This window comes from Pseudomonas sp. Pseu.R1, from assembly GCF_045764065.1.
In the GTDB taxonomy this organism is placed as follows: Bacteria; Pseudomonadota; Gammaproteobacteria; order Pseudomonadales; family Pseudomonadaceae; genus Aquipseudomonas.
The window spans coordinates 4,806,325-4,818,453 of the sequence record NZ_JBJGEE020000001.1; the positions used below are offsets into that span (position 1 = coordinate 4,806,325).

11 protein-coding genes are annotated in these 12,129 nt (G+C 59.6%); 8 read left to right on the plus strand and 3 right to left on the minus strand.

Translation table 11 applies throughout. The features are described from left to right. Positions 1–30: 30 nt before the first annotated feature. The 7 genes from ACI5GA_RS21895 (at position 31) to ACI5GA_RS21925 (ending at position 6,494) form a co-directional block, all read left to right on the plus strand. Complete coding sequence (locus ACI5GA_RS21895) at positions 31–672, plus strand: YfgM family protein (RefSeq protein ID WP_421424244.1); 642 nt, start codon at positions 31–33, stop codon at positions 670–672. Beyond that, positions 665–1,816 (plus strand): outer membrane protein assembly factor BamB, encoded by a 1,152-nt coding sequence (gene bamB / locus ACI5GA_RS21900; RefSeq protein WP_404637320.1) that lies wholly within the window; start codon positions 665–667, stop codon positions 1,814–1,816. The genes ACI5GA_RS21895 and bamB overlap by 8 nt, the downstream gene beginning before the upstream one ends. Positions 1,817–1,967: 151 nt before the next feature. Beyond that, positions 1,968–3,437: a ribosome biogenesis GTPase Der gene (gene der / locus ACI5GA_RS21905; protein ID WP_404637322.1), complete on the plus strand. Its 1,470-nt coding sequence runs from the start codon at positions 1,968–1,970 to the stop codon at positions 3,435–3,437. Positions 3,438–3,554: 117 nt separating this feature from the next. Then, on the plus strand, positions 3,555–4,703 hold the full coding sequence (locus tag ACI5GA_RS21910) for a pyridoxal phosphate-dependent aminotransferase (protein WP_404637324.1): 1,149 nt from the start codon (positions 3,555–3,557) through the stop codon (positions 4,701–4,703). Next, entirely contained in the window at positions 4,691–5,482 is a 792-nt protein-coding gene (locus ACI5GA_RS21915) for an amidohydrolase (protein ID WP_404637326.1), read from the plus strand. The genes ACI5GA_RS21910 and ACI5GA_RS21915 overlap by 13 nt, the downstream gene beginning before the upstream one ends. Positions 5,483–5,541: 59 nt before the next feature. Then, positions 5,542–5,982, plus strand: a complete 441-nt coding sequence (locus tag ACI5GA_RS21920) for a hypothetical protein (protein ID WP_421424245.1) — start codon at positions 5,542–5,544, stop codon at positions 5,980–5,982. Positions 5,983–6,104: 122 nt separating this feature from the next. Continuing rightward, positions 6,105–6,494 (plus strand): hypothetical protein, encoded by a 390-nt coding sequence (locus tag ACI5GA_RS21925; protein ID WP_404637330.1) that lies wholly within the window; start codon positions 6,105–6,107, stop codon positions 6,492–6,494. Positions 6,495–6,713: 219 nt separating this feature from the next. Here ACI5GA_RS21925 and leuA read toward each other — a convergent pair whose 3' ends face one another. The 3 genes from leuA to xseA all read right to left on the minus strand — a co-directional run bounded on the left by leuA (position 6,714) and on the right by xseA (position 10,971). Further along, positions 6,714–8,396 carry a 2-isopropylmalate synthase gene (leuA, locus tag ACI5GA_RS21930; RefSeq protein ID WP_404637332.1) on the minus strand — a complete coding sequence of 561 codons (1,683 nt, stop codon included), beginning with the start codon at positions 8,394–8,396 and terminating at the stop codon, positions 6,714–6,716. 349 nt (positions 8,397–8,745) lie between these two features. Beyond that, positions 8,746–9,588 (minus strand): peptidoglycan DD-metalloendopeptidase family protein, encoded by an 843-nt coding sequence (locus ACI5GA_RS21935; protein WP_421424246.1) that lies wholly within the window; start codon positions 9,586–9,588, stop codon positions 8,746–8,748. Between the two features lie 3 nt (positions 9,589–9,591). Continuing rightward, positions 9,592–10,971 (minus strand): exodeoxyribonuclease VII large subunit, encoded by a 1,380-nt coding sequence (xseA, locus tag ACI5GA_RS21940; protein ID WP_404637336.1) that lies wholly within the window; start codon positions 10,969–10,971, stop codon positions 9,592–9,594. Positions 10,972–11,323: 352 nt separating this feature from the next. On the opposite strand from xseA, the gene ACI5GA_RS21945 reads away from it, so the two are divergent. Further along, the gene (locus ACI5GA_RS21945) at positions 11,324–12,109 is read left to right on the plus strand and encodes a sulfite exporter TauE/SafE family protein (RefSeq protein WP_421424247.1); all 786 of its coding nucleotides are present in this window, start codon (positions 11,324–11,326) and stop codon (positions 12,107–12,109) included. Positions 12,110–12,129: the final 20 nt, after the last annotated feature.

A 12,129-nucleotide genomic window follows, 5' to 3' on the forward strand; every position in this document is an offset into this window, starting at 1 on the left:
GTTTAAGCGAAAGCGGATAGGAGTATTGGGGTGTCGAGTACTGACGAAGAACAACTGGCGGCGGTTAAAGACTGGTGGCAGCGCAATGGCAAGCCTCTGGTCACCGGCGGTCTGCTCGCAGTGATCGTGGTGTTGGGCTGGCAGGCCTGGCATCGCTATCAGAACAACCAGGCACAAGGTGCCTCGGCGCTGTACCAGCAACTGCTTGAAACGGCACTGACCCCAAGCGGTCAGGCCGATGCCGGTCAGGTCGCTGAAATCGCTGGCAAGCTGAAAAGCGAATTCGGCGGCACTGCGTATGCCCAGTACGGCAGTCTGTTCGTGGCCAAGGTCGCGGTGGACACCGGCAAGCTGGACGACGCAGCCAACGAGCTGAAAACCGTTTCCGACAAACCGGTCAACCCGACGCTGGGCGAGATCGCCCGTCAACGTCTGGCCCGCGTGCTGGCGGCACAGAACAAGGCGGAAGACGCGCTGAAGCTGCTCGACGGTCAAGTCGACAAGTCGTTCGAAGCCAGCCGTGAAGAACTGCGTGGCGACCTGCTGGTTCAACTGGGTCGTACCGACGATGCGTATGCGGCATACAAGAAAGCCAAGGCTGCGCTGTCCGAGCAATCGGCAGTGGGTGGCCTGCAAATGAAGCTCGACGATCTGGCGAAAGGGGATGCGTGACGTGATTCGTTGGAAACATGCAGCATTGCTGGCTCTGGCCGTTCTGGCCGCGGGTTGCAGCAGCAACAGCAAAAAGGAATTGCCTCCGGCGGAACTGGTCGACTTCAAACAGGAAGTGACCCTGCAAAAGCTGTGGAGCCGCTCGGTCGGTGACGGTCAGGGCGACATCTACAACATGCTGGTTCCAGCCATCGATGGCGAGAACATCTACGCTGCCGACGCCAATGGTCTGGTCATGGCCATTAACCGCAGCAGCGGTGACGTGGTCTGGAAGAAAGAACTCGAACAGCCTGTGTCCGGCGCCGTTGGTGTAGGTTCCGGTCTGGTCATGCTCGGCACCCTGCGTGGCGAAGTGATCGTGCTCGACGAATCTACCGGCGAGCAGAAGTGGAAGGCCAAGGCGACCAGCGAAGTGCTGTCCGCTCCGGCCACCAACGGTGACGTGGTCGTTGCCCAGACTCAGGATGACCGGGTCATTGGCTACGACGCCGCCACTGGCAATCAGCGCTGGATCTATGAAAGCAGTCCGGCGGTCCTGACCCTGCGCGGTACGGGCGCACCCCTGGTGACCAGCCAGTTGGCGGTCGCCGGTCTGTCGACTGGCAAGGTCGTGGCACTGGACACCACCAATGGTGTGCCGGTGTGGGAACAGCGGGTTGCGATTCCCCAAGGTCGCTCGGAGCTGGACCGCGTCGTCGACATCGACGGTGGCCTGCTGCTGTCGGGCAGCACCTTGTATGTCGCGACCTACCAGGGTCGTGTTGCGGGGCTGGATCTGCAGAGCGGCCGTGTGCTGTGGCAGCGTGATGCATCGAGCTATTCGGGCGTGGCCCAGGGCTTTGGCAGCGTCTACGTTTCCCTGGCCACCGGTACTGTAGAAGGCGTCGACGAGCGTTCCTCCACTGCACTGTGGAGCAACGATTCGCTGGCCCGTCGTCAGTTGGGTTCGCCCGAGGTGTTCTCCAGCTACGTGGCGGTCGGCGATATGGAAGGCTATCTGCACCTGCTGAGCCAGGTCGACGGTCATTTCGTCGCGCGTGAAAAAATCGACGGTGACGGCCTGCGCGCTCGTCCACTGGTCTCGGGCAACACCATTTACGTCTATGGCAACAGCGGCAAGCTGGAAGCGCTGACGATCAAGTAGTGGCTGTCTATGCTTGAGGAGGCTGGCTTTCGGCTTTCCTCTCGCGGCCCCGCCTGACGGGGCTTGCGGCACTTTTGGGTGCTGCTCCGAACTCCGGCCGCTGCCTTGCAGCGGCTTTTGTATTTTCTGAAATAACGAAGTGGAGAGCCGCATGGTTCCCGTAATCGCCCTGGTGGGTCGACCGAACGTCGGCAAGTCCACCTTGTTCAACCGCCTGACCCGCAGTCGCGACGCCATCGTCGGCGACCTGTCCGGTCTGACCCGCGATCGCCAGTACGGTGAGGCCAAGTGGCAAGGGCGTTCCTATATCGTGATCGACACCGGTGGTATCTCCGGTGACGAACACGGCATGGACGAGAAGATGGCCGAGCAGTCGCTGCTGGCCATCGAAGAAGCCGATGTCGTGCTGTTTCTGGTGGACGCCAAAGCAGGTTTTACCGCTGCCGACCAGATGATTGGCGAGCACCTGCGCAAGCGCAACAAAACCTCGTATGTCGTGGCCAACAAGGTCGACAACATCGACCCGGACATGGCTCGCGCCGAGTTCAGCCCGCTGGGTATGGGCGACGCGATCCCGATCGCGGGCGCACATGGTCGCGGTATCTCGCAAATGATGGAAATCGCCTTGGGCGAATTCCCGAAAGATGCGGATGAAGTAGAAGAGGGCGAAGAGGAAGACGTTGCTGAAGGCGAAGAAGCCAAGCGCATTCCTGGGCCGAGCGAGAAAGACGGCATCAAGATCGCCATCATCGGTCGTCCCAACGTCGGCAAGTCGACGCTGGTCAATCGCATGCTGGGTGAAGATCGGGTCATCGTCTATGACCAGCCCGGCACCACCCGCGACAGTATCTACATTCCGTTCGAGCGCAACGAAGAAAAGTACACGCTGATCGACACCGCCGGTGTGCGCAAGCGCGGCAAGATCCACGAGGAAGTCGAAAAGTTCTCGGTGGTGAAGACCCTTCAGGCCATCAAAGACGCCAACGTGGTGATCTTCGTGATGGACGCCCGCGAAGGCGTCGTGGATCACGATCTGAACCTGTTGGGCTTCGCACTGGAGTCCGGGCGCGCCATTGTCATTGCACTGAACAAGTGGGATGGCATGCAGCCGAGCGAACGCGACTACGTGAAGACCGAGTTGGAGCGTCGTCTGTTCTTCGTCGACTTCGCCGATATTCACTTCATCTCGGCGTTGCACGGTACGGGTGTCGGTAACCTGTATCAATCGGTACAGGCGTCGTTCAAGTCGGCGGTAACCCGCTGGCCGACCAGCCGTCTGACCCAGATCCTCGAAGACGCCATCAGCGAACACCAGCCGCCGATGGTCAATGGCCGTCGGATCAAGCTGCGTTACGCTCACTTGGGTGGCGCCAACCCGCCGCTGATCGTGATCCACGGCAACCAGGTCGAGAAGGTGCCGAAATCCTACGTGCGCTATCTGGAAAACACCTACCGTCGCGTGCTCAAACTGGTCGGCACGCCGATCCGCATCGAGTTCAAGGGCGGTGAAAACCCGTACGAAGGCAACAAGAACACGCTGACCGACCGCCAGGTCAACAAGAAGCGTCGCTTGATGTCGCACCACAAGAAAGCCGAGAAGAAGCGCAAGGATAAACGCTGATTCGGTAACGGACTTTCTTCGAAAAGGCGCCATTGGCGCCTTTTTTTGTATCCGTTTATTGGGCTATTCTGCCGGTTCCCCTGCCGTTCTGGAGCCGGGTGTAGAGCAGGAAGACCCATGATCACCAGCAAATTGCCGAACGTTGGCACCACCATTTTTACCGTGATGTCCCAGCTTGCAACCGAAACCGGGGCGATCAACCTGTCCCAAGGCTTTCCTGATTTCGACGGACCCGAAGCGCTGCGTGAAGCGCTCTGCCGCCACACCATGGACGGCCACAACCAGTACGCACCGATGGCCGGACTGCCCGCATTGCGTCAGCAAGTAGCGGCGAAAATCGCGCGTTGCTACGGACGCGAGGTGAACGTCGACACCGAAATCACCATTACGCCCGGCGCGACCCATGCGATCTTCTGTGCCATCCAGACCGTTATACGCGCAGGGGACGAAGTCATCGTCTTCGACCCGAGTTACGACAGCTATGAGCCGTCGGTCGAGCTGGCCGGTGGCCGCTGCGTTCATGTGCAATTGAAGAATGGCGACTTCTCCATCGATTGGGAACAGCTCAACGCTGCGCTGAGCCCCAAGACCCGCATGATCATCATCAACACGCCGCACAACCCCAGTGGTGCCTTGATTTCCCGTGCCGAACTGGACCAACTCGCGGCGCTGATTCGTGACCGCGATATTTATCTGGTCAGCGATGAGGTGTACGAGCATCTGGTGTTCGACGGTGTGAAACACGCCAGTGTTCTGGCCCATGAAGAACTCTACGCACGTGCATTCGTGGTCAGCTCTTTTGGCAAGACCTATCACGTCACTGGCTGGAAAACCGGCTATCTCGTCGCGCCTCCTGCGCTGACGGCCGAGATGCGCAAGATTCACCAATTCGTCGGCTTCTGCGGCGTGACCCCGTTACAGTGGGCGCTGGCGGATTACATGGCGGCCTGCCCTGAGCATGTCGAAGAGCTGCCTGCGTTCTATCAGGCCAAGCGTGACTTCTTCTGTGATCGTCTGGCGTCCTCGCGCTTCACGTTCACGCGCGCGGCAGGGACCTATTTCCAGATGGTCGATTACTCGCAGATTCGCCCGGATCTGAATGATGTCGAGATGTCGCTCTGGATGACCCGCGAACACGGTGTGGCGAGCATTCCGCCCTCGGTGTTCTACCAGAACCCGCCTGAAGGCCAGCGCCTGATTCGCCTGTGCTTTCCCAAGCGAGAGGAGACGTTGCGTCTGGCAGCGGAAAAACTATGCGCGATCTGAGTCAACTGCCGAACCTGAACATCGCTTTGGTTCAGACCACGCTGGTCTGGCACGACAGCGCGGCCAATCACGCTCATTTCGAAGAGCTGTTGTCTCAGGCCGAGGACGCTGATCTGGTGATCTTGCCGGAGATGTTCACCACGGGTTTCTCCATGGATTCTGAAACCTTGGCTGAGCCTGAAAACGGCGTCACCTCGACGTGGTTGTTGAGTCAGGCCAAACGCCTGAATGCCGTTATCACGGGCAGTGTCATTACGCGCACGGCCGATGGCAGCCACCGTAATCGCCTGCTGTGGGCGCGGCCTGATGGCGAGCTGCTGCATTACGACAAGCGCCACCTGTTCCGCATGGCTGGCGAGCACGAGCATTACAGCCCCGGCGAGCGCCAGGTGCAGTTCGAGCTCAAGGGGTGGCGGATTCGTCCGCTGATCTGCTACGACCTGCGCTTTCCGGTCTGGAGTCGTGATGCCCGTGACACCGACCTACTGCTGTACACCGCCAACTGGCCGGGGGCCCGCCGACAGCACTGGAACCGGTTGTTGCCTGCACGGGCCATCGAAAACCTGTGTTATGTGGCAGCGGTCAATCGGGTGGGGGTCGATGGCAAAGGCCTGTCCTACACCGGGGACAGTCAGGTGCTGGACTTCCAGGGCGAGAGCCTGCTGAACATCGGCGAGGCCGACGGCGTGTTTCACGTCAGTCTGTCCGCCGACAGCCTGGCCGCGTACCGGCAGAAATTCCCGGCATATCTCGACGCTGATACATACGAGATACACTAAAGTCATAGAGTTTACGGGGTGTGCGGTCGATAGCGATGTACCTAAACAGGAGATCCGTCATGACCAGTATCAGCACATCCTCGCTCAGCAGTTACACCAGCGCCTTCGCCGTAACGGTCAAGAAAGACACCACGACCACAGGCGCCGACAGCGACACGTCCACCACAGCCGCGGCCACGACTGCGTCCTCTACTTCGCAAACGTCGGCGTCGAGCGGTGCGTCGGGCGCAGGTGGCGCGGGCGGCGGTTCCAGCTCGTCCAGCGAAAGCGAGCAAGCGATCGAGAAGCTGGAGCAACAGATCAAGGAAACCCAGAAGCAGTTGCAAGAGCAGCAACAGCAACTGGCCGCCGCGCAAGCGGGCAGCGGCTCGGACGAAGAGAAATCTCAGCGCGCCATGGCCATTCAGGGCCAGATTTCCACGACCACCGCGACCTTGGCCACTCAAGAAGCGGCGCTGGCGCAACTGCAGCAGTCCGGCAGCATCAACACCACTGCGTAATTCGTTGTTCACGCAAAAGCGCTCCATGGTTCACACCGTGGGGCGTTTTCGTGCGCGCGACATAATGTTCTTCAGTTTTGTGTAAGCAGGCCGATACAAAGCGCACAGAACAGGAGTTCATTATGACTACCATCAATACAAGTTCGTTGAGCCCTTATCCCACTGCGTTCACGACGGCTGTCAGAAATGACGAATCCACGAAAAGTGAGGCAACCACGGTTAACGTGAATTTGCGGGGCAACGTGTACGAGCCGCCCAAGGCGGATGATTCCGGTATGACTCGCGAGCAGATGATCAAACAGTTGCAGGAGCAGATCAAAGAGACCCAGAAGATGCTGGAGCAACAACAGCAGCAACTGGCGGCAGCTCAGGCGAGCAAGGTCTCGGAAGAAGAGAAGGCTACGCAGGTCATGGCCATTCAGCAGCAGATCGCCGGGACTACGGCGCGATTGGCAGCGCAGCAAGCGGCACTGCTGGAGTTGATGAAAGGCACCGTAAACACCACGGCTTGATAAGTGCGCTGCAACGAAAAAGGCCCTGAAGCATTCACTTCAGGGCCTTTTTTGTCTTCCGCATATCCCTGTCGATACGCTATTGCCGGTCAAACATTCTTGTGGGAGCCGGCTTGCTGGCGAATAGGGTGGATCAGTCAACGCATCGTGGGCAGGCCTACCGTATTCGCCAGCAAGCCGGCTCCCACATGCGTTGTGCTGTGCCGGCAAAGCAGTCTGTTACGCGGCTTTAGCGATCTCGGCCTGAATCAGACCACGGTTCAGCGCGCTGAACAGGGCCTTGAAGCTGGCGGTGGTGATGTTTTCGTCGATGCCCACGCCATGGACTGCACGCTCGCCATTCACACGCAGTTCGATGTAGGCAGCGGCCTTGGCCGTGGTGCCCGCGCCGATGGCGTGTTCGTTGTAATCCATGATTTCTACGGGAACCGGCAGGCCGGCCACCAGCGCTTCCAATGCGCCGTTGCCCTTGCCACGCCAGTGCAAGTTGCTCTCGCCATCGCCCTTGCCGGTGACTTCGACTTCTACAGCGCTGTGGCCGTTTTCTTCCTGCAGACGGTGGCTGACCAGTGCATACGGCTTGTTGGCTTGCAGGTACTCGGTCTTGAACAGCGCGTAGATCTGCTGAGCGGTCATTTCCAGGCCCAGACGGTCGGTTTCACCCTGAACCACCTGACTGAACTCGATCTGCATGCGACGCGGCAGGGAGATGCCGTACTCCTGTTCCAGCAGATAGGTGATGCCGCCTTTGCCCGATTGGCTGTTGACGCGAATCACCGCCTCGTAGCTGCGACCGATGTCGGCCGGGTCGATTGGCAGGTAAGGCACTTCCCACAGCGCGTCTTCTTTCTGCTGGGCGAAGCCTTTGCGAATAGCGTCCTGGTGCGAGCCGGAGAACGCAGTGTGAACCAGATCGCCGACATACGGATGACGTGGATGCACCGGAATCTGGTTGCACTCTTCGACGACTTTGCGCACGCCGTCGATGTCGGAGAAGTCCAGTTGCGGGTTCAGACCCTGGGTGTACATGTTCAAAGCAACGGTCACCAGATCGACGTTACCGGTGCGCTCGCCGTTGCCGAACAGGCAGCCTTCGACGCGGTCGGCACCGGCCATCAGGCCCAGTTCAGTGGCGGCAACGCCGGTGCCCCGGTCGTTGTGGGTGTGCAGGCTGATGATCACACTGTCACGGCGGTTGATGTTGCGGCAGAACCACTCGATCTGGTCGGCGTAGATGTTCGGGGTGGCGACTTCAACGGTGGCAGGCAGGTTGAGGATCACCTTGTTCTGCGGCGTCGCGTTCCAGACTTCGACCACGGCGTCACAGACTTCTTTGGCGAAGTCCAGTTCGGTGGCACTGAACGTTTCAGGCGAGTACTCGAACTGCCACTGGGTTTCCGGCTGTTGTGCGGCGTATTTGACGAACAGCTTGGCCGCGTTGACCGCGATAGCCTTGATGCCGTCCTTGTCCTGGTTGAAGACGATGCGACGGAAAGACGGCGAGGTGGCGTTGTACAGGTGAACGATGGCCTTTTTGGCGCCACGCAGGGATTCGAAGGTGCGGGCGATCAGGTCTTCACGGCCTTGGGTCAGCACCTGAATGGTGGTGTCGTCCGGGATGTGGCCATCTTCGATCAGGGTGCGCACGAAGTCGAAGTCGGTTTGCGACGCCGCCGGGAACGAGGCTTCGATTTCTTTCACGCCCACTTGAACGAGGGTTTTCCAGAAACGCAGTTTCTTGACCGAATCCATTGGCTCGATCAGCGATTGGTTACCGTCGCGCAGGTCGGAACTGCACCAGATCGGCACTTCGGTAATGGTCTTGGAAGGCCAGGTACGGTCAGGCAGATCGATGGTTGGAAACGCGCGGTACTTCTTCGAGGGATCTTTGAGCATGGTCATTTGAATAATCCTTTTTGTACGCAGGGCCGAAAGAAGGCGGCCGGCCGGTTTGTCACGAGAATGCAGCGAAGGTGTAGCGTCGAGGCACCGCAATTCAGCCTGGCAGTCGTGCACTGACGAGACTGAGGCAGCGATGTTGACGCAGCAGGATGAGGGTTTGGGACGTTTTCATGTGTCCAACCGTAACCAATGGGGTGAAAGGTGGCAAGCAGTTGGGAAAAATTGGTAGCGGAACTCGGTAAAGCTGTGTTTGAAAGATTTTGTAGCGATTTGTCCGCTCTTTAAGCGATTTTATTGCTCAACACTTTTGGTCTGCGCAACCCGATCCCTGTTAGGAGTGAATGCGTCGTCAGGGCTGAAACGCATTGATGAAAATCGCCGGATCCACGCGCGCATCATTCAAGCTCACGTTCCAGTGCATGTGCGGCCCTGTCGCGCGGCCAGTCGAACCCACACGACCCACCACGCCACCTCGGGGCACGGCGTCGCCCACTTTCACATCGATCTTCGACATATGGCAGAACATGCTGATGAAGCCCTGTCCGTGATCCACGAACACGGTATTGCCGTTGAAGAAATAGTTGCCGATCAGAATCACCCTGCCTGCTGCCGGAGATTTGATCGGTGTCCCAGCGGGAACCGCGAAATCCAGACCTGCGTGGGGATTGCGCTCCTCACCGTTGAAAAAACGACGCACGCCGAATTTGCTCGACAGCGGGCCATCCACAGGCTTGTCCAGCAGCAGGTTGCTCGGCGTGACCGGGCTGAACGTGCGGTAGGCGCGGACCTGTACGTCCAGTTCCTGTTCGATGCGTTTCAGGTCGTCCGGGTTCGGGTTGACCTGGCGCTGGTTCTTCAAGGTGATGTGCTGCTCGGGGTATTTCTTGCTGCCCACCGCGAACGACAGCGTACGACCGCCGCTGGTCACCTGTTGTGAGGTACCCGGTTTGATGGTCAGAGGAATCCCGACGATGGCCAGCCAGCGCGCATCCTGATCTTTCACCACCAATACAGGTTTGCCCTGAAACGTGGCTTTCGGCGCTTGCGCTGAGGGGCCCAGATCGACCACCGCTACACCGCCTGGCACGGGCTTGTTCAGTAGACGCGAGAGGTAGCTGTCAGCGTGGGCGGGGAGGGCCAGGCACAGAGCGAGCGCTGCACCGGCCAGAGAACGGGAGATAAAAGGCAGCATCGATCAGTCCAGAAGGGAAAGGGTGACAGGCGTCAGGTGATTGTCTTCCACTCGCACCTGCAATTCGCCCTCGGCGAGTTTTGCCGTGAGGCGCTGGCCGGTGCGGGTTTGCTCGGCGCTGCGAACCGCCTTGCCGCGTTCGTCCAGCAAAATACTGTAGCCGCGACCGAGGGTGGCGAGCGGGCTGACCACATTCAGCGTCTGCACCTGACTCTGCAGTTGCAGGCGGCGGGTCTTGAGGTTTTCCTTGATCGCGCGGGGCAAGCGCTCGGCCAGCACGTCCAGCCGCTGACGCAGAAAGGCGAGGGTACGGCCGGGATGCTGCGCGGCCAGTCGGCTTTCCAGATGAGCCATGCGTGTAGCGCGTTTGTGCATCAGCAGCTCAAAGGCGCGACGCAGACGCATGTCCAGATCATCCAGATGCTGCGCGCGTTGACGCAGTCGTTCGCCCGGATGACGCAAGCGACGGGATATGCCGTCCAGACGCAACCGATCGCGCATCAGGCGGTCGCGCATGCGCGTGATCAGTCGCCGTTGCAGGTTTTCCACGCGACGATGAAGGTCGCTGGAATCGGGTGCCAGTAACTCTGCGGCAGCGGACGGCGTGGGCGCACGTACGTCGGCCACGAAGTCACTGATCGAAACGTCGGTTTCGTGGCCCACAGCGCTGACAATCGGTGTCACACACGCATCGATGGCGCGCGCGACGGCTTCTTCGTTGAAGCACCAGAGGTCTTCGAGCGAACCGCCGCCTCGGGCCAGGATCAGCGCGTCGAAGCCTCGCGAATCGGCCAGCTTCAACGCACGCACGATTTGGTTGATCGCTTCGCGGCCCTGCACAGCCGTCGGGATCAGTGTCAGTTCGACCTGCGGGGCACGGCGCTGGAAGACGCTGATGATGTCGCGAATCACCGCGCCCGTGGGCGAGCTGACAATGCCGATACGCTGTGGATGCAAGGGCAGGGCGACTTTGCGTTCGGCGCTGAACAGGCCTTCGGCGTTGAGCTTGTCCTTGAGCGCGTCGAAGGCCAGACGCAGTGCGCCATCGCCCGCGGGCTCGACCGTGTCGAGAATCAACTGATAGTCGCCACGGCCTTCGAACAATGAGACTTTGCCCCGGACTTTCACCGCCAGGCCGTCTTTCAGTGCCTGACGCACGCGTGCGGCGTTACTGCGGAACAGCGCGCAACGGACCTGCGCACCGCTGTCTTTCAGGGTGAAATAGACGTGGCCTGAGGCCGGGCGCGACAGGTTGGAAATTTCGCCCTCCACCCAGATGCTGGAGAACACATCTTCCAGCAGCACGCGCGCGCGGCCGTTGAGCTGGCTGACAGTGAGGACTTCCCGGTCAAGGCCGAGTCTTGCGAAGGGGTCTTTGATCATGCCGGGCATGATAAAGGGATTGGGGCGTGGGTCACCACCGTTGATGCAGGGCAGTGCGTTCTTTGGAGATACACATATGCCTGTGGGAGCCGGCTTGCTGGCGAAAGCACTGGGTCAGCCAACACATTTGTAGCTGACACAACGCATTCGCCAGCAAGCCGGCTCCCACAGGTATGGCGTCGAATAAAAGGCTTGGGTCTGGCGCGGTCAATGTGGGAGCCGCCTTAGTGGCGAATGCGGTTGACCCGTCAACATAGAATCTCCCACAAGCGCGGCGTCTGATCTCAACTGCAGCGGTGTTCATTTGCATTTCGAGTATGCTTGCCGCCGCCGCTCATCCATGGAGGACACAATGCTCGCGATTCTTGCCGATGTTTCCACTGCGTTCGATCAACTGGGGCTGACCCCGCTGGACTGGCTGCTCATCGAGGGCGGCGTGATCGCTGCTTATCTGGTCTTCGCCATCGCCGGATTCGGCACTGCATTGGTGGCAGGTCCTGTTCTCATCCACTTCATGCCGCTGTCGCGGATTATCCCCTTGCTGGTGATGCTGGATTTTCTCGCCGCCTTCAGCCATCTGCTGCCGTCGCGGCAATCCGTCGTGCGGGCCGAGTTGATGCGCATGGTGCCGTGCATGGCGGTCGGCTGTACTTTGGGCGTGGTATTTCTGCTTAACCTCAAATCTGACGTGCTGCTGTTATTAATGGGGCTGTTTCTGATCGGCTATTCGATCTATAGCTTGGCGGTGAAGGTGAGGCCAACGCAGTTGTCTGCCGCTTGGTCGATTCCGATGGGCACTACAGGTGGCTTGTTTGGCGCCCTATTCGGCAGCGGCGGATTTCTCTACGCGATCTACCTCAATGGTCGTCTGACTGATAAGGCACAGGCTCGCGCCACGCAGAATGCGCTCATCAGTTGCAGCACCATTGTGCGGCTGAGCCTGTTCGTGATCACGGGCGTTTACGCGCAACTGTCGCTGCTGGTCATGGCGGTCTGCCTGTTGCCCGCGATGCTGGTGGGGTCGTGGATCGGGCGTCATTTGGTTATGCGCCTCTCGCGAGAGATGTTCGTGCGTCTGGTGACCTGGATGGTGCTGATCAGTGGCATCACGTTGATCGGTCGCTACCTGGCAGGTTAAGCGCCATACTTGACGATCTC

What these genes read in the sequence shown, in the direction of transcription:
- bamB (WP_404637320.1), top strand. Translation starts at nt 665, where the DNA reads ATGCGTGACGTGATTCGTTGGAAACATGCAGCATTGCTGGCTCTGGCC.
- der (WP_404637322.1), top strand. Translation starts at nt 1,968, where the DNA reads ATGGTTCCCGTAATCGCCCTGGTGGGTCGACCGAACGTCGGCAAGTCC.
- ACI5GA_RS21910 (WP_404637324.1), top strand. Translation starts at nt 3,555, where the DNA reads ATGATCACCAGCAAATTGCCGAACGTTGGCACCACCATTTTTACCGTG.
- ACI5GA_RS21915 (WP_404637326.1), top strand. Translation starts at nt 4,691, where the DNA reads ATGCGCGATCTGAGTCAACTGCCGAACCTGAACATCGCTTTGGTTCAG.
- ACI5GA_RS21920 (WP_421424245.1), top strand. Translation starts at nt 5,542, where the DNA reads ATGACCAGTATCAGCACATCCTCGCTCAGCAGTTACACCAGCGCCTTC.
- ACI5GA_RS21925 (WP_404637330.1), top strand. Translation starts at nt 6,105, where the DNA reads ATGACTACCATCAATACAAGTTCGTTGAGCCCTTATCCCACTGCGTTC.
- leuA (WP_404637332.1), bottom strand. Translation starts at nt 8,396, where the DNA reads ATGACCATGCTCAAAGATCCCTCGAAGAAGTACCGCGCGTTTCCAACC.
- ACI5GA_RS21935 (WP_421424246.1), bottom strand. Translation starts at nt 9,588, where the DNA reads ATGCTGCCTTTTATCTCCCGTTCTCTGGCCGGTGCAGCGCTCGCTCTG.
- xseA (WP_404637336.1), bottom strand. Translation starts at nt 10,971, where the DNA reads ATGATCAAAGACCCCTTCGCAAGACTCGGCCTTGACCGGGAAGTCCTC.
- ACI5GA_RS21945 (WP_421424247.1), top strand. Translation starts at nt 11,324, where the DNA reads ATGCTCGCGATTCTTGCCGATGTTTCCACTGCGTTCGATCAACTGGGG.